The organism is Shewanella atlantica (genome assembly GCF_003966265.1).
Lineage (GTDB): Bacteria > Pseudomonadota > Gammaproteobacteria > Enterobacterales > Shewanellaceae > Shewanella > Shewanella atlantica.
The window spans coordinates 91,627-113,947 of sequence record NZ_RXNV01000001.1 but is presented as its reverse complement, the minus strand read 5'-3'; the positions used below and the strand labels follow the sequence as shown (position 1 = coordinate 113,947).

General features: G+C 45.1%; 16 protein-coding genes. 6 read left to right on the top strand and 10 right to left on the bottom strand.

Annotated features, from left to right (window positions below):
* Positions 1-63 precede the first annotated feature (63 nt).
* The gene (locus EKG39_RS00455; RefSeq protein ID WP_126503191.1) at positions 64-987 is read right to left on the bottom strand and encodes a TIGR01777 family oxidoreductase; all 924 of its coding nucleotides are present in this window, start codon (positions 985-987) and stop codon (positions 64-66) included.
* A 244-nt stretch (positions 988-1,231) separates the two neighbouring features.
* On the opposite strand from EKG39_RS00455, the gene EKG39_RS00450 reads away from it, so the two are divergent.
* Positions 1,232-2,314, top strand: coding sequence for an AI-2E family transporter (locus EKG39_RS00450; protein WP_126503189.1), 1,083 nt, complete (start codon positions 1,232-1,234; stop codon positions 2,312-2,314).
* A gap of 44 nt (positions 2,315-2,358) precedes the next feature.
* A complete protein-coding gene (locus tag EKG39_RS00445; RefSeq protein WP_126503187.1) occupies positions 2,359-3,267 on the top strand; it encodes a class I SAM-dependent methyltransferase in 909 nt (302 codons plus the stop codon).
* A 428-nt stretch (positions 3,268-3,695) separates the two neighbouring features.
* Here EKG39_RS00445 and EKG39_RS00435 read toward each other — a convergent pair whose 3' ends face one another.
* The 4 genes from EKG39_RS00435 to ackA form a co-directional block, all read right to left on the bottom strand.
* Complete coding sequence (locus EKG39_RS00435) at positions 3,696-3,920, bottom strand: hypothetical protein (RefSeq protein ID WP_126503185.1); 225 nt, start codon at positions 3,918-3,920, stop codon at positions 3,696-3,698.
* Between the two features lie 582 nt (positions 3,921-4,502).
* Positions 4,503-4,934, bottom strand: coding sequence for a hypothetical protein (locus EKG39_RS00425; RefSeq protein WP_126503183.1), 432 nt, complete (start codon positions 4,932-4,934; stop codon positions 4,503-4,505).
* Between the two features lie 408 nt (positions 4,935-5,342).
* Positions 5,343-7,484 (bottom strand): phosphate acetyltransferase, encoded by a 2,142-nt coding sequence (gene pta / locus EKG39_RS00420; protein WP_126503181.1) that lies wholly within the window; start codon positions 7,482-7,484, stop codon positions 5,343-5,345.
* Positions 7,485-7,577: 93 nt separating this feature from the next.
* On the bottom strand, positions 7,578-8,777 hold the full coding sequence (gene ackA / locus EKG39_RS00415) for an acetate kinase (RefSeq protein ID WP_126503180.1): 1,200 nt from the start codon (positions 8,775-8,777) through the stop codon (positions 7,578-7,580).
* 194 nt (positions 8,778-8,971) lie between these two features.
* On the opposite strand from ackA, the gene yfbV reads away from it, so the two are divergent.
* Entirely contained in the window at positions 8,972-9,415 is a 444-nt protein-coding gene (gene yfbV, locus EKG39_RS00410) for a terminus macrodomain insulation protein YfbV (protein ID WP_126503178.1), read from the top strand.
* A 45-nt stretch (positions 9,416-9,460) separates the two neighbouring features.
* Here yfbV and pflA read toward each other — a convergent pair whose 3' ends face one another.
* From pflA to EKG39_RS00395, 3 genes are all read right to left on the bottom strand, one after another.
* A complete protein-coding gene (pflA, locus tag EKG39_RS00405; RefSeq protein WP_126503176.1) occupies positions 9,461-10,201 on the bottom strand; it encodes a pyruvate formate lyase 1-activating protein in 741 nt (246 codons plus the stop codon).
* 98 nt (positions 10,202-10,299) lie between these two features.
* Complete coding sequence (gene pflB / locus EKG39_RS00400) at positions 10,300-12,582, bottom strand: formate C-acetyltransferase (RefSeq protein ID WP_126503174.1); 2,283 nt, start codon at positions 12,580-12,582, stop codon at positions 10,300-10,302.
* 605 nt (positions 12,583-13,187) lie between these two features.
* Positions 13,188-14,720 (bottom strand): DUF3360 family protein, encoded by a 1,533-nt coding sequence (locus EKG39_RS00395; protein ID WP_126503172.1) that lies wholly within the window; start codon positions 14,718-14,720, stop codon positions 13,188-13,190.
* A gap of 933 nt (positions 14,721-15,653) precedes the next feature.
* Between EKG39_RS00395 and focA the strand changes: the two genes are divergently transcribed.
* Positions 15,654-17,129 carry a formate transporter FocA gene (gene focA / locus EKG39_RS00390; protein WP_126503170.1) on the top strand — a complete coding sequence of 492 codons (1,476 nt, stop codon included), beginning with the start codon at positions 15,654-15,656 and terminating at the stop codon, positions 17,127-17,129.
* 216 nt (positions 17,130-17,345) lie between these two features.
* Here the strand turns inward: focA and EKG39_RS00385 are convergent, their stop codons facing one another.
* Positions 17,346-18,257 (bottom strand): LysR family transcriptional regulator, encoded by a 912-nt coding sequence (locus tag EKG39_RS00385; protein ID WP_126503168.1) that lies wholly within the window; start codon positions 18,255-18,257, stop codon positions 17,346-17,348.
* 564 nt (positions 18,258-18,821) lie between these two features.
* Positions 18,822-18,944 (bottom strand): hypothetical protein, encoded by a 123-nt coding sequence (locus EKG39_RS23815; protein WP_342775492.1) that lies wholly within the window; start codon positions 18,942-18,944, stop codon positions 18,822-18,824.
* Between the two features lie 20 nt (positions 18,945-18,964).
* Here EKG39_RS23815 and panF point away from each other — a divergent pair, with 20 nt between their 5' ends.
* Positions 18,965-20,416, top strand: coding sequence for a sodium/pantothenate symporter (gene panF, locus EKG39_RS00375; RefSeq protein ID WP_126503164.1), 1,452 nt, complete (start codon positions 18,965-18,967; stop codon positions 20,414-20,416).
* Between the two features lie 197 nt (positions 20,417-20,613).
* Positions 20,614-22,155, top strand: a complete 1,542-nt coding sequence (gene yfcC, locus EKG39_RS00370) for a putative basic amino acid antiporter YfcC (protein ID WP_126503163.1) — start codon at positions 20,614-20,616, stop codon at positions 22,153-22,155.
* Positions 22,156-22,321 lie beyond the last annotated feature (166 nt).

Below are 22,321 nucleotides of genomic sequence, written 5' to 3'. Positions count from 1 at the left end.
ATTAGCTGTACGCTGTGTTGATAAGAGGCTGTCTCATAGAGACAGCCTCTTTTGTGTGGGGAGTTATTTACGGGAGAAGATCTCTGAAAATGCATCGTCTAGTTTTGAATATTTAAAGCTGAAACCATCATCCAGAGCCCGTTTAGGAATAACATACTGGCCCTGAGTCAGTAACTCCGCCATCTCGCCGAGTACGAGATTGAGCACAAAGGATGGCATAGGAATTATTGCCGGTCGGGATAAGGCTGACCCCAGACTGGTCGAGAAATCCTTGTTGCTAACCGGGTTGGGGGAGGTGGCGTTGTAGACGCCACGACATTCACCATGCTCGAGTAAATAGACAAATAGCGAGATAAGATCTTGCTGGTGGATCCAACTCATCCCTTGCTCGCCTGAGGCGATAGGGCCGCCTAAGCCCAGCTTAAATGCCGGTAACATCTTTGGCAGCGCTCCTCCACTTAAACCAAGCACTAAGCCTATTGCGACGATGCAGACCCGCGTATTATCGGATTGTGCGCTTAAGGCTGAACTCTCCCATTTCCGGCAAACGGTTTGAGTAAATTCAATATCATTGCTCAGGGATGACTTGGAATCGTCAAAATAGCTCTCATCGATGGGAATTGGGCCCTGTTGGCCGTAACGTCCGATAGCAGAGGCGCTGATGAAGGCCCAAGGCGGGGTTTGACTCCGGGCTATAAGCTCAGATAAACGTGCGGTGATATTCCATCGACTATCACAGATCAGCTGTTTTTGTTCAATGCTCCATCGTTTACCCGCTATGGGTTCACCGGCTAAATTAATCACTGCATCAAATTCATCCAGAGAAGATAAACTATCGAGGGATGCCAGATATTGATGTTGGCTACCTAACTTCTCTCTGGCCCGGGCTGGGTGCCTTGAAAGTAGGCTTAGCTGGTGCTTACTTTCTAATGCTCTGACGAGTTGATGGCCGATAAAACCACTTGCTCCGGTTATTAAAATATTCATAGTATGCCCAGATAGTTAAAAGGTGGATCTAGTACAATTATGACTCAAAAAACTGATGAAAACTGAAGTTGCTCCAACATCGTAGGCTCGAGCAGATTAAAATGGCTCATTTTTTGATTCAATATGACGCTATTTTAACTAATTTGATGTTTATTTACGTTATCATGGGATAATTTAGAGTCTCAGGTTATTCGTTGCTACAGAACCTATCAATATATTAGTTCATCAAGAAGGATTTTATAAAATGCCGAGAATTGATACCCAGTCTGTCGCTTATAAGGGATTTGCGATCATGGCTTTCGTTGTCGTGATATTGGCCGGGATAAAGGCAGCGAGCCCTATAGTGGTTCCTTTTGTTTTGTCAGCCTTCATCGCCGTGATCTGTAACCCGATGATTGGAGGTTTAACCAGACTGAAGGTGCCAAGGGCATTAGCGGTTATGTTAATGATGGTGTTTATTGTAATGATGGGGCTTTGGCTGGCTCAGATTGTCGGTAGTTCTATCAATGAGTTTTCAACTCAACTTCCCCACTATCGGGATCAGCTCGTTGAGCAGTTTGGTTGGATCACCGGTAAACTACGTACCTTTAATATCATCATCACCAAAGAGCAGATTTTAGCTTATTTCGATCCTGGCATTGCCCTGTCTATGACGACCAACATGTTATCTGGTGTCGGCAGTGTGATGGCAAATCTTTTTTTAATTATTCTTACCGTCGTATTCATGTTGTTTGAATCTGAAACCTTGCCCAAGAAATTGCATTTTGCGCTGGATGATCCAGACATGAGAATGCAACAAATTGACAGGTTTCTGCATTCAGTGAATCAATATATGGTGATTAAAACCTTAGTCAGTTTAGCGACTGGCGTTATTATCGGCACGGGGTTAGCCATTATTGGTGTAGATTATGCACTTTTATGGGGCGTGGTCGCTTTCCTGTTTAACTATATTCCCAATATCGGTTCAATTATCGCTGCGATCCCTTCGGTAATGTTGGCATTTATTCAATTAGGCCCAGCCGCCGCTGGCGGGACTGCATTGCTCTATCTGGGTACCAATACGGTCATGGGTAACGTAGTTGAGCCAAAGTATATGGGAAAAGGTTTAGGCCTTTCGACACTGGTCGTATTTCTGTCATTGATATTTTGGGGTTGGTTACTGGGCTCTGTAGGCATGTTGTTGTCGGTGCCACTGACCATGATCGTGAAAATAGCATTGGAATCCAGCAAGGGAGGCAGCTGGTTGGCGATACTGTTAGCCGATGATGTGGATGATGTAAGGGCGTCAGCCCCCGAAGATGAAAAAGACAGTTCCGAGGCTGCTTAGCAGCCTTTAATCTATCCAGATTTTATGAGTGAAAAGTGAGTGTAATGCAGTTATTTTTTGATGAAGTGAATAAGGTAGCGTTTGGTGAAGAGGCCAATCGTCTGTTCCATGGCCGTGGTGGGCTCTATCCCGGAGCCGAACACTTGTGCCTCGACTGGTTCCCCCCAGTATTACTGCTGACCAGTTTCAAGCCCCTGGAAGCCGATGAGTTGGCATTGTCGGTAGATACTATTAAGCAACGTTGGCAGGCACTAAGAGGTGAAGAGGAACTCAACCTTGTCTTTCAATACCGAAGTGGTGGGCAGACGCTTACCGAGCTGGTAGCTGGTAGCGTACCCGAGAAGCATAAGGTAAAAGAAAACGGTGCTGAATTTTATATCCACCTTTTGAGAGGCCAAAATCACGGATTGTTTCTCGATATGAAAAATGGTCGACAGTGGGTGAGGGAGCATTCGCGGGATAAGAAGGTGCTTAATCTGTTCTCCTATACCTGTGGCTTCTCTGTCGCAGCGTTGCAAGGCGGCGCCGACAGTGTCGTCAATATCGATATGAGCAAGGGAGCTTTGTCGATAGGCAAGCAGAACCATCTGTTAAACGATTTTCCGGCGGGAGCCCGTTTTCTTGGTCATGATATTTTTAAGTCATGGGGCAAGCTGACCAAGCTCGGACCCTATGAGATGATAATTGCCGATCCACCGAGTAATCAAAAGGGCAGCTTCGTTGCAACTAAAGATTACTCTCGACTACTGAAGCGAGCGCCTGAGTTATTGACCTCGGACGGAGAGATACTGTTATGCCTTAATGCTCCCGAGTTAAGCATTGAGTATCTGAAGCTGCAAGTGGAAGAGTTCAGCCCTACTTTAGTGTTCGTTGAGCAGCTGGAAAATCCTGCCATTTTTGCAGACATCGACAGGAATAAGGCGCTGAAGGTGCTTAGGTATAAGTTAGCCTAAATTTTTCCCCTTGCTTTATACATTTGCTCTCGATATCGCCTGTAATTTTTAAATGCAGGCGATTTTCGTTTTAGGGTTAATGGCAAGCCATAATAAAGCGAGAGGTTGTCGGTATATACCAATCGGTATAAAGGTGTGGTCATTCAGCGAGAGTTTAGCGCTTGTGAGGCAAGGTCATTAATTGCTCCTGCATAAATGACATTTGCAACATCCATGTTGCTCGCAACGAGTGAGGAACATAGTTATTCTACGTTTAAGCTCGTTAACGCCGTATCACAAGTGCTAAAACTCGCCTTTCAGGAGTGTTTTTTGCTGCCTACTTCCGTGTTGAATGAGTTCAAAAGGGATCACCATTCCCTCACTCATTCGCCTTGAATTATGCAGCCAAAAATAACTCTGAGTTGACCACTTTCTTATACCGATTGGTATTAGTAGTTGAGTCGCTCATCCATAATGGATTGCCCATGTGACTCTATGATGTTTTCAATTTTACCTTTATCGATATTTCTCAGAGAGGATATTTCTGTGAAGAGTCTGTCCTGAACATCTATGGGCATGTTCATCATATCCATAAACATGTAGATGTTCAGGGTGTCCCCTTGATTAAACAGATCCGTCAGCCTCTGTGCCTCAAATTCTACAAGCGCATTCATAGTCAGTACCTCCAATATCATGCCTGGCAATTAAACGACTTTTTTGATAGGTATCCTTAAGTCTTAGCAGTTTTAATCGGTGAGCCTAGAACTTTTGGAAGTTAAAAAAACTGTTTTTAGTCCGCAATCATATAAAAAACTGAAAGACTTTCAGTTTTAACGCTTGCTATTGCTTGTTTTGATGTGGTTTAGGGCTTTTTTACGAACTAAACTGAAAGTTTTGTGTAATTCCTGCAAAATGCCTGATATAATTTGCTTCAAGAAGTTGGTGGAATGTCTATCTCTTCCTACTCAGGAAAGTGTCATCGAAGAAATGACATGCCTCAGACCCTACAAAAGTAATTCGGAGTTGTTATGGAAATTCAAGAATACGAAGGCGCATACTATCAAGTACAAGATGAAGTGATCGAATCTTTGCCTCTGGAAATGGATGAAGAAGCGTTTTTGGATTAAGGATTAATCCAACAATTCAAGAGTTAGTTCAGCCTCGGCTGAGATAAAAATAGCAACCTTAGGTTGCTATTTTTTTTGACCTTTCAACTATGATCTCTTTTGTAGAGGTGATGAGCTTACACCGAATGATTAGTGTAGATTACCCTTTTCAGGCAAGATCTCGATAATCTCCCACTTAGTCCCCTTCTTGTGGAGTCTGATGGTTCTATCGTCTATCCAGGGCTCTCCTCCCTTCAAACCTTGCATTTTGACGATAACGGTGACGTCATCGGTAAACTTTCTGAAAAAATCGATGTCAATCTCTTCGATCTCCATCTGAACTTCAGTCATGGACAAGTTAAGAACATGGCGCTGAACAGATGCAGCAATATGATAATGCGCTAACACTTTCTTCATCGGATCATCTACAAACTGCAGCGCTTTGTCGACATCACGATCGACATAGATAGCATTAAAAAAACCGAGAGAGACATCTTCCGGGGTTCGTTTGGACTCGCTATTAGAAGAGTCAGGGCTACAGCCGAAAAGAAAAGTTAAGCAGAGTAGGGCGATTATTCTCATATGTCTATCAAGGGATGTGTTTGAGCCAGTATCGCTATTGTTATTTGAATTGGCAAGTAAGGTTAGGTGTAAAAATATTTTATAATGCTTGACCTAGCTCGATAAATAAGGCATATCTGAATGAATAACTTTTACCGGTTATCCACAAAATCTGTGGACAACTATGTTGAAGACTAGATGCATAACTTTTAACTCTTTGATTTTAAGGTGTTTAAATCTCTGGTTAAAAAGTGACGGATTCACCTGTTTGGGTGTTTCATTCAGCATCCATTAAGGTTTGAACTATTTTAGCGCAAAAAAAAGCCTGTCAATGACAGGCTTTTTTATGTCTGGAACATTTATGCCAATTTCTCATGGATGGATAGAAATTGGCTTTGTGTCTGGCTCTCTGCCAATAAAGGCTGGCCTTTATTGCTCTTGAGATGCCTGAATCGCTGTGAGCGCTATGGTATAGACAATATCGTCAACCAAGGCACCACGAGAGAGGTCATTGACCGGTTTACGCATACCTTGAAGCATTGGACCAATACTAATAAGGTCAGCGCTTCGTTGAACAGCTTTATACGTCGTATTACCTGTATTCAAGTCTGGGAATACAAATACTGTCGCTTGACCTGCTACAGGGCTGTTAGGTGCTTTAGATTGAGCCACATTTGGCATGACTGCTGCGTCATACTGTAGCGGTCCATCGATAATAAGATCCGGACGTTTCTCTTTGGCTATACGGGTAGCTTCACGTACCTTATCCACATCAGAGCCTGTACCTGAACTACCGGTAGAGTAACTGATCATGGCAACTTTAGGTTCGATACCGAAGGCTGCGGCAGATTCGGCAGACTGGATAGCAATATCGGCCAACTGTTCAGCATTTGGATCCGGGTTAATCGCACAGTCACCATAGATAAGAACCTGATCTGGCATCAACATAAAGAAGATTGATGAGACTAAGCTTGAACCCGGTGCCGTTTTAATTAACTGAAGCGGCGGGCGGATTGTATGAGCAGTCGTGTTAACCGCGCCAGATACAATACCGTCGACTTCACTTTGAGCCAACATCATAGTACCCAGTACCATGTTGTCTTCGAGCTGCTCGCGTGCAACGACTTCGGTCAGCCCTTTATGGCGACGCAGTTCAAGCATTGGCTCTACATAGCGTTCACGTGCCGATGACGGGTCGATGATCTCAACGCCTTCACCCAACACAACACCCTGACGTACAGCAATACGTTCAATCTCTTCTCTATTACCTAGTAATACACATTTAGCGATACCACGGTCAGAACAGATACTGGCTGCTTCAATCGTACGTGGGTCATGACCTTCCGGTAATACGACTGTTTTACGGGCTTCACGTGCCAATTCAGTTAGTTTATATCTGAATGCCGGTGGTGATAAACGGTGCTCTCGAGGTGAGTTCTTAGTGACGGTAGCAATCCAGTTTTGGTCAATGTGACTGGCTACGTACTCCTGAACCTCTTCGATACGTACGGCATCATCGACAGGAACTTCATGGTCGAAACGTTGGATATTAAGCGACGTTTGCCATGTGTTGGTATCGATTAAGAATACAGGCAGACCCGTTTCGAAGGCTTGTTCACATAGAGCCATGATCTCAGGCTCAGGCTCATAACTTCCTGTCAGCAATAGTGCGCCAACTTTAACGCCGTTCATGGCTGCAAGACAGGCCGATACGATGACATCTGAACGGTCGCCGGAGGTCACGAGCAGTGAATCTGTCTTAATATGGGTGACCATATTTGGAATGCTACGGGCACAGAAAGTCACTTTACGCAGGCGACGTGTGTTCATTTCGCCGGCGTTGATGATTTTTGCACTAAGGTGCTTAGCCAGATCCGATGCACGTGGGGCAACAAGATCTAAGTTGTAAGGTACGCTACCAAGAATACGAAGTGAGCTCTTTCCAGGAAGTTGGAACATACTCGCTGCATCTGGGCGCTGAATATCTGCATGATCAAATACTTCAGATAGATCAGGACGAGCGCGACCTTCGTTATCTACCGGTGCACCAATCTTATTTACAATCGCGCCGATAATACGTTTGTTCTTGCTTCCGCCCCATGAATTGTGAGCAATTTCAAGACGGTGCATCAGTGCAGTTGCACTTTCATTACCAGGTGTTGCGACAAAAATGATATCCGCATCGAGTGCCTTGGCAATGGCGTAGTTTATCTCACTTGAGAAAGGGTGGTTTCTGGTTTGGACCAGTCCCTCTACGACAAGCGTCTCGCTTTCATCTGCACATTCAGTGACACGAGCAATGATCTGCTCCATCAGGGTATCGGTTTGATCACCACGAATTAAACTCTCAGCATGTGCCATCTCAAATGGTTCAAGTGGGTTAACTGTGGGTGACTTACTTAAGATAGTGGTCGAACGCTCTGGCCCGGTATCATGTGGACGTTGCTGTGCAATAGGCTTGAAAAAACGAACTTTAACGCCGTGATGTTCAAAAGCACGAACGAGTCCCAAACTGATAGAAGTTAGACCGACACCCGTGCCGATAGGAATTAACATAATGTTGCGAGACATAAAAACCTCTTTGTGACGCTTTGAAGGCGTATCTTTGATACGCCTAACTGTTTGCTGTCGGCCATTCAGTCGATGGCCGACATATTCTTTACTCTACTTGCTCAGAAGACTCATAGCGTCTTCTGCGATAACCCACTCTTCGTTAGTTGGGATTACCATAGCAATTGGGCCATTGTCGGTGGTGATTTGACCTTCACTACCGAAACGTGCCGCTTTGTTACGATCGGCATCGACTTCAAAGTTAAAGATTTCAAGTAAATTCAGCACTTTCTCTCGGATAAGATCTGAGTTTTCACCGATACCGCCAGTAAACACAAGCGCATCTAGGCGGCCGAGTGGTACAGTGTAAGAAGCGATATATTTAGCGAGACGGTAGCAGAAGATCTCTAGTGCTAATGTTGCACCTTTATGACCGTTCTGATATCCCTCTTCGATGCCACGGCAATCGTTAGTGAGTTCTGATATACCTAACAGACCACTTTGCTTGTTCATCAGGTTATTTACTTCATCGGCTGTGTAGCCTAGTTTATGGATAAGGTGATAGACGATAGATGGGTCCATGTCACCACAACGGGTACCCATAACCAAACCTTCAAGAGGTGTTAGACCCATAGAGGTATCGACACTCTTTCCGCCTTTGATTGCAGTAACCGATGCACCGTTGCCTAAGTGAGCACAGATGACATTAGTGTCAGCGGCTTCTTTGCCCAGTGCTTTAGCCGCTTCGCGGCTAACAAACAGATGGCTTGTACCATGAGCGCCGTAACGGCGTATGCCATGTTCGCGGTACAGTTTGTAAGGAAGGGCATAGATAAAGGCTTTTTCCGGCATAGATTGATGGAACGCAGTATCGAACACAGCGACCTGTGGAAGTTCTGGGAATGAAGCCTGAGACGCACGGATACCAATTAGGTGAGCAGGGTTGTGAAGAGGTGCGAATACTGCACTTTCTTCGATGCCGTGAATCACTGATTCATCGATGATGACCGATTGAGTGTATTTCTCGCCGCCGTGAACGATACGGTGACCGATCGCTTGAATTTTTGCGGCAATTTGTGGATGTGCACCCAAAATGTCGTTAACGATATATTCAACGGCTTCACGATGAGCGGTGAATGCACCTAAGCTCGCTTCCTGTTTCTTGCCATCGACTTTCCATTTGATACGAGAGTCTTCCAGACCGAAGCATTCGGCAAGACCCGAGATCTGGTCATCACCTGTAAGGGCGTCGATAATCGCAAATTTTAATGACGAGCTACCGCAGTTAAGTACCAATACCAGTTTGTTTGACATGTTTAAACCTTTTGCAATGTAGTGAGCTTAAAGCCACTGATCAACAATGACTTCATTGACAATTATTGTCGAAGTCGCTAGAAATGCTCTGATACCAGAGCTGGGAACTACCTACTTAGCAGCTACAAGGCCTTGGGGCTCTATTGCAGCTTGTGCTATGGTAAAAGCAGTATCCCAATAAATTAGGTGTAAAATTGAGCATTAAAGTTTTCAAAACTCTGGGCGAAGGTCGTCAATATATGAAGACTTGGCCTATGGTCAGACAACTTAGTTTCTACTTTCCTGAGTATCGCGTTATTCGCGCTACCCAGATAGCCGTACCCTTGATGCCACTTCTTGCTCTGTTAGCCGCATCGAGTCAGCTCTATATTCATGGCTGGGCATTTTTGCCCCAAGCTATCACTATCGCGCTATTTTTTATCAGCCTGCCAATTCAAGGTTTGCTCTGGCTTGGTTGGCGTGCTCGCCATCCTTTGCCGTTAACCTTGCTCGATTGGTGCGATCAGTTGACGACTAAATTAACGAACATGGGGATCCAGTGTCGTCCCCTGGGGCCGAGAGCGTGTTATCTCGACATGGCGCTAATTTTAAAGTCGGCTTTCGAACGTTTAGATGAACATTATTGGGAAGAACTTTAATTATTATAGTTGGTGATCCCTCGACAACATTTTTATCTAAAACATTTAGTAAATGGCATTTATGCCTGCATCGATAAATACTTGTTTAATGTTTTCCATCGTTTCACTGCTGGGAGGAGATATGTCGTTAAGCTCATACTCTTCACCCATAGCTTCCCATTTGTGCTTTCCGAGTTCGTGGTAGGGTAGAAGTTCTACTTTCTCCACATTTTTCATTGGCTTGATGAACTCTGCTAGTCTTTTGGCTGAGGGGATATCATCGGTAAAACCGCCAACAACGACATAACGTACCCAGGTTTTTTGTTGTCGTTTGCTTAGATATTCTGCAAATTGCAGGGTGCGGTGATTGCTGACCTTAGTTAGGTCGATATGTCTTTTATCATCGATATGTTTTATGTCGAGTAACACAAGATCTGTGTTATCGAGAAGCTCATCGATTATCGGGGTGTACTTTCTGACAAAGCCGTTAGTATCAAGACAGGTATGAATGCCCTCTTTCTTACAGGCTTCGAAAAGGGAAGAGACAAATTCAGCTTGTAATATGGCTTCACCACCACTTGCTGTGACACCGCCACCACTGGCTTCGAGAAATGGTCGATAGCTGATAATCTGTGTCATCAACTCATCTACTTCAATTTCACGGCCACCGTGAAGGTCCCATGTATCTCTATTGTGACAGTACTGACAACGCATCAAACATCCCTGCATAAAAGTGATGAACCTTATGCCTGGACCATCTACGGTACCAAAGGATTCCAGAGAGTGGATCCGACCTTTTACTGTCATTGTGATTCCTTCTTTATAAATTGGGCTGTACTAAATTATCGTACAGCCCACTTTAATCACGTTAAATATTTACCTTTAATCTATAAAGATATCGGGTATTACATACCTTGAGTAAAGGTACGAGTGATAACGTCTTGCTGCTGCTCAGGAGTCAATGCATTGAAGCGAACTGCATAGCCTGATACTCGAATAGTAAGCTGTGGGTACTTATCTGGATTAACCACTGCATCTTCAAGCATTTCACGGTTCATAACGTTAACGTTGAGGTGTTGACCACCTTCGCGGCTGTCATTATGAGCGAAGTAACCGTCCATAAGAGCTGCTAAGTTAGCGCGACGTCCGTTCTCATCTTTACCTAACGCATTCGGTACGATAGAGAAAGTGTAAGAGATACCATCTTGAGCGTGAGCAAATGGTAGTTTAGCAACAGAAGTTAATGAAGCAACCGCACCTTTCTCATCGCGACCATGCATAGGGTTAGCACCCGGAGCAAATGGTGCACCAGCTGGACGACCGTCTGGTGTAGTACCAGTCTTCTTACCATAAACCACGTTAGAGGTGATGGTTAGAATTGACTGAGTAGGTATCGCGTTGCGGTACATCTTCATGTTACGGATCTTAGCCATAAAGCGCTCTACAAGCTCTGTAGCTAAGTCATCGACGCGTGCATCGTTGTTACCGAATTTAGGGTAATCACCTTCGATGTCGAAATCGACAGCGATACCGTTTTCGTCACGGACAGGTTTAACGGTTGCGAACTTGATTGCTGAAAGTGAATCGGCAGCAATAGACAGACCGGCAATACCACAAGCCATAGTACGACGAACGTCACGGTCATGAAGTGCCATTAGGGCTGCTTCATAAGAGTACTTGTCGTGCATGTAGTGGATAGAGTTAAGCGCAGTCACATATTGTGTTGCTAACCAATCCATCATGGTGTCGAGGCGACCCATAACATCATCGAATTCTAAAACTTCAGATGTGATAGCATCGAACTTAGGACCGATCTGAGTCTTAAGTTTTTCATCTATGCCGCCGTTGATGGCGTAAAGCATAGTTTTTGCCAGGTTAGCTCGAGCACCGAAGAATTGCATGTGCTGACCTACAACCATAGGGCTAACACAACATGCGATTGCATAGTCATCTGACTCGAAGTCAGGACGCATCAAATCATCATTTTCGTATTGAATTGAACTAGTGTCGATAGAGACCTTTGCACAGTACTTTTTAAATGGTAATGGTAGCTTCTCTGACCACAATACTGTGATGTTTGGCTCTGGGCTTGCACCCATGTTGTATAGAGTGTGCAAGAAACGGAAGCTGGACTTAGTAACCAGAGTACGTCCGTCAACACCCATACCAGCGATAGATTCTGTTGCCCAGATTGGGTCACCAGAGAATAACTCATCGTATTCAGGCGTACGCAGGAAACGAACCATACGTAACTTCATCACGAAATGGTCAACCATCTCCTGAGCTTGTTCTTCGGTTAGTGTGCCATTTTTAAGGTCACGTTCGATGAAGATATCGAGGAAGCTTGAAGTACGACCAAGAGACATGGCTGCGCCATTTTGGCTCTTAACTGCAGCTAAATAACCGAAGTAAGTCCACTGAATCGCTTCTTGTGCGTTAGTTGCAGGCTTAGAGATGTCGAAACCATAGCTGGCTGCCATCTGTTTCATCTGACCTAGTGCACGATGTTGCTCTGCAATCTCTTCACGAAGTTGCATAGTTGAAGACAAGTCTTCACCGGCTTCGAAGCCAGGTTGAAGTGAGCCAAATTGAGCGAACTTATCGGCCATCAGGTAATCGATACCGTAAAGGGCGATACGACGGTAATCACCGATGATACGACCACGGCCATAAGCATCAGGTAAACCTGTCAATACACCAGACTTACGACAACGCATGATTTCAGGTGTGTAAATATCGAATACACCTTGGTTATGAGTCTTACGTAGTTCTGAATAGACGTATTTAACATCTGAGTCCAGTTCACGGCCGTAGGCTTTACAAGAACCTTCAACCATACGAATGCCGCCATTTGGAAGCATAGCGCGCTTTAATGGCGCTTCAGTTTGCAAGCCGACGATGGTTTCAAGATCTTGCTCGATGTAACCCGCTTCGTGTGATGTAATTGTTGATACTTTCTTTGTATCGAAATCAACAGGAGCGTGAGTGCTGTTTTCCTGCTTGATACCAACCATCACTTTATCCCAAAGCTTGGTGGTCGCTGGAGTTGCTTCAGCTAGGAATGCTTCGTCACCCTCATATGGAGTGTAGTTGGCTTGAATAAAGTCACGAACGTTGACTTCAGTTTTCCAATCGCCAGAAGCGAAACCTGCCCATGCATTGGCAAACTGTTCAGTTTTTTCGGTCATCGTACAAATACCTTCTCGTTGAGATAGAGGTTATTGGCTATCGACTTTAAGCTTTAAAAGCAAGGGTAGCGATATACCAATAGCTAAGTCTTAAAAAAGCTCCCCTCATGGTGTCGCCCTGATGATGGGAACTGTTTTCCGAAGTTGTTAGCTTCGGAAGAATCTGATTGTTGATAACCGTTAAGATGACACTCGTCATTAGTAAAGAATTTCGGCTATCAGATAATTGGTAAGACCAATTAACCAGGGTAATATTAACATACGCAAACATTCGCCGCATCTTAAATAGGCCGAGTTTTGGTCAGTTAATTCAAAAAGTGTTAGCTGGGCAGCAGTTTTTGCTCAAGTTAGGGTTTGCATACAGAGTTAATGTCAGTTATTAAGCTGATCACATAGCAAATCAATTCTACCTACCCCCCAGAAAGTTCGATTTCTGACCCTTGCCTGTTCGAATCAGAGAGTGAATTGGTAAAAAATTGGCTATTTTGTGTGTGATGAAATAACGAACACTTATCGTCACTATCACTAAAACTGATATTAATTATAGAAGAGAAAAAGGACGATGATGAAGGAATTCATCATCGCCCGAAGCTTTTCCAAAAGTGTTATAGGAAAGCAGGTATTCCTTTAATCATACCTACCGCAAGCATTGCAATAAGACAGATAGTGAAGGCAAGGCCGGGGATGATTAAGCGGTCGGTTAATGAGAGGGTTTTGGCTCTCTCTTTGTCACCGATTAGACCGTTATTATCCAATAACATGGTCAATGCCCAAGCCAGTACCGGGTTAGCAACAAATGCGGCAAAGATACAGATACCAGCCGCCTGGCTGTTTTGAGTGTCTTTAACCATCTGCATGCCTGCTTCAAGAAGTGGCAGGAAAACACCAACCAGAAGGGCGATAGACATAACCGGACGCCATACAGTGACATCCATTGGGTAGCCTACTACAGCAACGATAATACACAGTAAACCGAGTAAGATGGCGCCAGCAGGAATTGGACGCTTAGCGATAGCTGCCGGGATCATGTAAGTACCCCATGAAGAGGTGATGTTACCGCCACCTACAGCTGTACCTACAATTTGACGCAGTGAACAGGTTGTCATTGTGTCATCGACGTCCATGAGTACTTTGTCAGTGCCTTTAGGGTAGTTAAGCTCCTGGAAAATTCGATGTCCAAGGAAATCCGGAGACCACATGGCCACGGCCAGAATGGCAAATGGCAGTGATGCAATAAAGTGAGCCATATTAGGCAAACCTAGTTGCCAGCCTTGTTCGGTCGAACCCCACCAGTAAACCGGGTTAAGGTTAGGGATACCAGGCTCGGTCACAAATTGTAGATCCAGTCCAGCCCCCAGACCGAATGCTAGCGCAATAGCGGCAATCGAACATAAAGGAATGGCCAACCAACGTTTACCTACTTTTGCAAGATAAGCATAAAGAATGACGTTAACGAGTAAAATAAAGAATGCTACATAACCCAGGCTGTAATCGAGTGCATGTTTAGATTGCAAGCTCCCGGCCCAGTCGAATAGAGAAGTTATCTGGCTCTTGGCGCCCATAAAGCCCAGGAAGACCAGCAAACCGCCTGCTACCCCACTACTGGTCAGGTTCACCAGTCGTGAGCCACCTTTAACGTAACTGAGCAGGAGTCCAAAGATACCCAGTAAAATGGCTAAAGCCAGCGGATGAGCTCCGGCTAGTGCGATGGCACCGATAAGTGGGATCATCGGACCGTGGTTACCGGCTAAGTTAGCTCTGGGGTTGATAAATCCCGAACTGATGATACAGAACAGTAATGCAGGGATCAGCATTTCGACTCGTACAACTTGAATCGCAAATTCAGCGCCCAGATTGATGTGGTCCCATTTTTCCGTGAGGCCGGCGGCCCAGGCAGCCATTACAGCCGAATACATCACGGTAATGCCGATTGTACCGGCTATAGCTGGTACCAGATCTTCCCATTCAAAACGGAAATCTCGTCCCGGAAGGTTTAATCCCCAGCGTTTGGGTTTCATGATCTTTAGTTCGTGGTCCAGATACTCTTCACGAGTTTCAAACTCTGAAGCTGGGCGATGAAGCTCTTTATAGGTCTGATTTGAGGCTTCTGTTTCTTCGTTTTTCACTGTTTCTGACATAGTTTCTCATTCTCCGAGAAGAACATAGTGATTCATCTGATGTGATGACAACTTTGAGTGATCCTTGAGAGTGAACTTAAGCAGTCGGATTAAGTGTAGTTGACTTATCGACATAGTTTACTCATCTGCAATGTGAGATAAACACGAATGCCCCTCGAATTTATCTTCCATACAGTTATAGTCCCTTACAAACCTGTTAAATTGGTAAGACCAATTTACCTCATAGATATTAACACACCTGTTCGGGGGCATCATTAAGTATCAATAATCTTGAATCAGTCGATTAGGCTAATTGGGACCCACTTAACAACTTATATAGTGATCGCTAAATAATCATCGCTTAGGCATGCATATTGCTTATTGCAGGTTCACACAGGGCTGAAGTTTGTGAAGTCTATGGTTTTTGGTGTGTTTCCCTGTGCTTGATCACTATGCGTACCTGAAGTGTGATGTTGGGCTATGAAAAGCGGGTGTAAGTTGTGATCTTACTCAAAACTCTTTAGCTCTTCCGGCTGGATATGTCATTAAATTTTCAATATTTCAACGATTTACTGCACACCTACTTTTTCCATCAAAACAACTTATAACCCATCAATTGAGCTTGTTTCAGATGAGTTCTGGGCTTGCAGGCTCGTCGTTAGTTTGGCCTGCTTAAAAAAAGAGCGGTTGAGTTGCGATTGAATGGCGCTATATAAACTGGTTAATAATCATTACCTTAAGGTCTTTGCTTCAGAGAGTGAAGCTTTAACAAGTTGAAACATTTAATCTCAATCATCAATTTAACTGATGCTGCTTATCATAATAATCAAATTTTATTCATTCTCTGTTCACGTTAACGTTTTAGCCCTACACAGCAGGTTAATGATTTAACAGGAGAGATCTATGCCAGTTAGGAAGTACTACTCACTAATATTTACACGGGCAGGTGTGTAAATGACGTCTCAACAAAAAGTAAGCGCGATCCCCCTTGTTACAGCCAATGGTGTTGAGAACAAGAAGCCAATGCTATCTCTCTACCAACAGGCAGAGACCTACGGTCAGTCAAAAGTCGTCAAGGCGGTGTGGCAGTCGTTTGGACTTGCAGCCTTTGCTGGTGCTTTCATCGCTTTAGCCTTTGTTTTTTATATCACAGTGACTACGGGCAGCAGCACAAGTCCTTGGGGAATGGTCAGATTGGTTGGCGGCTTGGCGTTTAGTCTGGGCTTAATGCTTGTGGTGATCTGTGGTGGAGAGCTGTTTACCAGCACCGTATTGAGTAGTGTGGCCTGGGCGCAGAAGCAAGTGTCTACCAGCGAGTTGCTTAAATGTTGGCTGAGAGTCTATCTGGGGAACCTCCTGGGCGCCTTGTTGATGCTTGCACTCATTATGTCGGCTCGCATGTATGAACTCGATGGAGGCCGTTGGGGCCTAAATGCATTGAACATAGCACAACATAAATTACATCACGGCTGGTTACAGGCTTTTGTGCTGGGAGTGCTTTGTAACATGTTGGTTTGTCTCGGGGTTTGGATGACATTTGCCAGCCGTGACGCCCTGACGAAAGCCATACTTCTCATGCTACCCGTAGCCATGTTTGTCAGCAGTGGATTCGAACATAGTATTGCCAACCTGTTCATGGTGCCGCTCGGGATCTCGATTCAACATTTAGCATCCCCTGAGTTCTTCGCTTCATTGGGAGTCACGGCTGGACAGTATTCTGATTTAACAATCAAACACTTTATTTTTAATAACCTTATTCCCGTGACTTTAGGGAACATTGTCGGCGGAGGGGCGTTTGTCGGTTTAGGTTATTGGTTAATTGAGCATGCTGCTAAACCTGAGCAACAACCTCTTGCTAAATGCCTTACGCAACTTAATAGCCCTACACATCTATATTCCGTTTCTAGTTCTGGAGAACAACCAAAAATGCCTAAAACAATTCAAAAACTACGTGTGCAAGACCTGATGGATCCTAAACCAATGACAATCTCACCTGAGTTATCCGTTTATGCTGGTTTAAAGCAACTTACTGATGAAAAGAGTCGCAATGCAGCGGTATTAGATGATAAGCAGCGCCTGCTTGGTTTCGTATCGCAGCAGGACCTACTTCGTCGCCTATGGTCTGAAGAGTTTGCCAGAGGGGTGTCCGATAAGGTGAGTGACCTGATGCAAACGGAAGTGTTAACGGTATCGCCTCAGGATTCGGTATCTGAATTGATTGAGTTGATGGTGGTCGACCGCAGTAAACTTTTCCCTGTTAACGACAGTGGGATCTTAACGGGTAATACCTATAAGAGTTATGAAGAGCGCCTGCGCTTTGCCTCCGCCAGTAAGCCCAGTGTATTTCCGGTAGTAGACAAAGGAGTGCTTTGCGGCGTTATTACACGTGAAGCGATTGCACAGAAGGTGTGCGACATCTATAAGATGTAATGAACTGATATAAGATGTAACTGAAGTAACTGATTTTCTCTGGAACGAAGGGCTGCCTAATCGATAGGCAGCCCTTTTTTTTTGCTTTGACTTCTAATCGGTCGATAGCATCACCAGTTCGTTATTCACTAAATCTGGCACCACTTTCATTTCAACAGCTAGCTCAACAGCTATCTCAAGATATAAGATGCGTGTGGGCATAGATCACTGAGTGCTTTACCCCTGATTTCTAATCTGTCGGCTTCGACTCAAACGGCGTGCCTCGGTGATAAGGCAGTCACGTAGCGGATTTTCGCCGGAGTCATTGCGCCAGACAAAAGAGAGGTGACGCTGCATATTTAATTGAGGAGTAGCTAGGATAACTAAGTCGCCGTTAGCCACATCTTTCTCTACATCCAGGAATGGGAGGCTGCTCAGGTATAATCCGTTTTTCACCAGCGCCTTTAATAACGGCACATGCTCATACTCCTTCCATACATTGAGCTTTTCGATGACACCATGAATGGCACCCTCAAAAATTCGCCGTGTTCCGGCACCTTGTTCACGTAATACCCACTTTGCCTGTTCAAGTTGAGACAGACTCGTGCTTTCATATTTGGCATAAGGATGGTGGGGTGACGCGATAACAACGAGATGATCGTCTATCCACTGCTCCTGATGCAGCCGGCTGTCGTCATTACGGCCTTCGATGATCCCCAGGTCGAACTCATAATTTAACAGGCCTTCGACGACATTTTCGGTATTTTCTACCGTTAAATCGATTCGAAGTTCTGGGAAATCCGTATCAATTCTACTGATAAGCTCCGGCAAAAGGTGCTCTGCCGCTGTCTGGCTCGAACATAATCGGAATCTGCCGCTTATAAGGTGTTGTTCATGAAGGCCTAATTCGATTTGTTGTGCATCTTGAAGCAAGCGCCTTGCCTTAGGGCGCAGCCAGTTTCCCCAGTGACTCAATGTCAGTCTATTTCCCTGACGGATAAAAAGTGGTCGACCGAGCAAATTTTCCAGCTGCCCCAGCGACATACTCACGGCAGACTGTGTCATTGATAGTTTTCTGGCGGCGGCACTAACGCTCTCTAAGCTGGCTACGGCATCAAAAACGCTGATTTGCTTGAGTGAATACTTCATCTGCTGAGTTGGCTTTCCTATATGAAATTTTTATAAAATGAAACTATCAATAAAATTGATATTGTTGAGTCTTGATTCTAGAGCCTGTTTCATGGCTTCACAAGCAAACTTGGTGGCGCGGTTACAGAAGTTAGAGAGGGTTCACTCTTTTTAGACTTGTACGTGGCTTGGTGAGGTTAAATATTAAATTTATCTTAATTTTTCCTCAGCTTATCAATAAAAACTAAGTTTAAACAATTTCTAAATAACTCCGCGAAGAGGTATTCGCCTTTTTGATAATGAGTGCTCACTGAAAAGTCAGATGTAAAGAGCACATCACTGTTATGGATTCATATCGATTAGTATAAGTTGAGCAAAAAAATTGTCGGGCAGGTAAATTGTGCTAATTATCGTACACTCTTTCGATGCCCCTTCTCATGTCTGAATCTCATAAGGAGACCCCTCTCAATTATGGTGATTAGGACTGGCCTGAATATCCTGTTTTGACTAGAATCGTCAATCTGTATTATTTCCTGTTTTCATTATGTTTTCACTTTCCAAAGCTGCGTTAATCTTAACCTTTTTCTATTTCATTTTATGGTGTGCAGGTCCGCTGGTATTTGATGCCAATGCAATCTGGTATGGCGTGCCTCTTTGGTTCTGGCTGTCTTGCATCGGTGCGCCATTGACGCTGATCATTTTGCTCATCAACCTCGTAGGCAAAATTGATGATTAACCTATTGCCGGTATTTATCTATCTGATCTCGAGCCTCATCGTGACTCGTTGGTGGAGCGCAGCGGGTGCTAAAACCTCTGGCGCTCTGTATCAGGACAGGGCGAAACGGTTCTTTATCGGGGGGCAGTTTCTCAACGGCCCGATGTTAGCACTCACTTTAGTCGCCACTTATACCAGTGCCAGCTCATTTATCGGAGGCCCGGGAGCCGCCTATAAAATGGGGTTAGGCTGGGTGTGGTTAGCCCTTATTCAGGTTCCGGTTGCGATTCTGACCCTAGGCGTGCTTGGGCCCAAGTTTTTAAGTCAGCGGAAGAAACAGCATTCGACGTTAATTGAATGGCTCGATGATCGTTATAAGAATCGCTGGTTAAGTTGGCTGGCCATAATTAGCCTGGTTGTAGGTTTCGTGGCTATGATCTCGGTGCAATTTATCGGCGGAGCCAGAATGTTCTCCGGGGTTAGTGGTATCAGCTATGAGCTGGGCTTGGGATTATTTGTTATCACTGTGCTGGCTTATACCTTGACGGGAGGCTTCAGGGCAGTGGTCATCACTGATGCGCTTCAGGGAATGATCATGTTACTTGGTTTAATCGTGTTGTTGACGGTTGTATTGAGCCAGGGCTCTTTACCTGAGTTGATGGGCGAGGTAAGTAAACAGTCTCCTGATATGCTGAGCCCTCACGGGGAAAATGATTATCTGGGATGGCCCATGATGTTGTCATTTTGGGTGCTTATCTGTTTTGGTACCATGGGCTTACCCCATACGCTGGTGCGTTTGTTGGCGGTAAAAGATAAAGCTTCACTAAAGAGAGGGATGGTGTGGGGGACGATAATCTGTTTTTTGATGACATTCATTCCTCATGTGTGCGGCGTGTTGGGTAGAGCGCTTTATCCCGATTTAACCGTGCCCGATGAGATCATGCCAACATTAATTTCTGGTTTAATGCATCCGTTTTGGGCGAGTGTGCTATTGGCCGCACCCATCGCCGCAGTCATGTCTTCTGTCGATTCGATGTTACTCCAGTCTGCTGTGAGTATTGTGAGGGATGGAATCGTCAGGATACGTCCTGAAATGCCGCCTGCTAAACAAGTTTTGCTAACGCGCGTTGCGATGTTGATTATTACGGCTATTGCCACCTACTGGGCAATCAAGCCCCCACAGATGATAGTCTGGATCAATCTGGCTGCGTTCGGTGCGCTGCAGGCGGTTTTTCTCTGGCCTATTATTGCCGGCGTTTTCTTCAAGGAGTTAGAAGGTCATAGTGCACTCATGTCTATGGTTTCCGGTTTAATCAGTTACTTAGCCTTTCAGTTTAATCCTCTGTTTATCTGGGGTGTTCACCCCATTGTCCCGGCCCTGTTGGTATCCCTCGTGATTATGCTGTTGTCACATAGATTATCAGTGCTAATCCGCCGTAAGCTATTTGTGCAAACCGTAAACTAATACCAATCGGCTTAATACTCTTTCATTCCATCCCCCTGTACATAGGTATTCGGGGATCTTGTATCCTCTATATTCAGTATCTCTATGCTGGAGCTCATCGGCGGTCGACAGGTCTGGCTAATTGCTTGCTTTAGGCTGTGAACCCACAGCAAATTAGTTTATATTTGCGACCAGATAATAATAACAATGGGCCCACCATGGACACATCTGCTTCAACATCTTCTCACGATAACACGCTAACCGACGCTGCTCGATGGCAGATGCCGGATACACTGGTTATCATCTTTTTTGTGGCACTGGCTGCCGCACTGCTCACCTATGTTGTTCCGACCGGATCGTTTCAAACCCAGGATGTCAGCTATATCGCCGATGGCGTAGAGAAAAGCCGCAGTGTTATCGATCCTACCTCTTTTTCATACGCCTTAAATGAAGCTGGCGAGCCTAAGCTGGCACCAGTTGCTCTTTTTGAAGGCGGAGGAGGGACGGGTTTCTTTAACTTTGCCTTCGAAGGGTTAGTGTCCGGTTCCAAGTGGGGCAGCGCCATCGGCGTTATCATGTTTATGTTAGTGATAGGCGGCTCCTTTGGGGTCGTGATGGCAACAGGTACCATAGATAACGGCATCCTGAGGCTTATCGATAAAACACGCGGCAATGAGATGCTGTTTATTCCGGCAATCTTTATTCTCTTCTCTCTCGGTGGTGCCGTATTCGGCATGGGAGAGGAGGCTATCGCATTCGCCATCATCATCTGCCCGCTGATGATACGGCTGGGATACGACGGTATCACGACTGTGATGGTGACCTATGTCGCCACTCAGATAGGATTTGCCAGCTCCTGGATGAACCCCTTCAGTGTCGCAATTGCTCAGGGGATCGCCGGTGTGCCGGTACTTTCCGGTTCTGGAATGAGAGTCATTATGTGGGCTGGGTTTACCCTGATGGGGCTGATTTTTACCATGCGTTATGCCAATAAAATCAGACTGACACCCGAGCGTTCATACAGTTATCACAGCGATGCTTTTTTTCGCGAAAACCAGAGTAAAGCCAGTTTAGATAGTCGTTTTAACCTGGGTGACTTTTTGGTGCTATTCACCATAGTTGCTACCGTTGTTTGGGTTATCTGGGGCGTTGTAGCCCAAGCTTGGTTTATTCCTGAAATTGCCAGTCAGTTTTTTACCATGGGTATTGTGATCGGCGTAATAGGTGTCTTGTTTAAACTCAATGGTTTGACGGTTAATCAGGTGGCGGTCAGCTTCAAACAGGGCGCCGCGACTATGCTTGAACCGGCCGTTTTAGTCGGCTGTGCTTCGGGAATATTGATCCTGCTCGGAGGCGGCGGCCCGAGTGAAAATAGTGTGCTTAATACCATTTTAAACAGTGCCGGTAATGTTATCGGTCACCTGCCAGATGCTCTGTCAGCCTGGTTTATGTTGCTGTTTCAGGCTGTGTTCAACTTCTTCGTGACCTCGGGCTCGGGCCAGGCGGCTTTGACCATGCCCTTGATGGCGCCTCTTGCCGATATCGTCGGCGTGACAAGACAGGTCGCCGTGTTGGCATTTCAATTGGGGGATGGTTTCACCAATGTGTTGGTGCCGACATCGGCGTCACTCATGGCCACCTTAGGTGTCTGCAGGGTCGATTGGGGGGATTGGCTTAAGTTTATCTGGCGCTTCATGTTAGCGCTGTTTGTCGTATCCAGTGTGGTGGTTGTGACGGCGCACTTCATGGGTTTTAGTTAGTTTTAAGTTTTAAGTTTTAAGTTTTAAGTTTTAAGTTTTAAGTTTTAAGTTTTAAGTTCGAAGGCGACAGAGGGTGATGTTAGCCCTGTTTGTTGTTTCTGGTGTGGTGCTTGTGGCGGCACATTATATCGGGTTTAGTCAATTCCGATTGGTATAGATAGTGCGT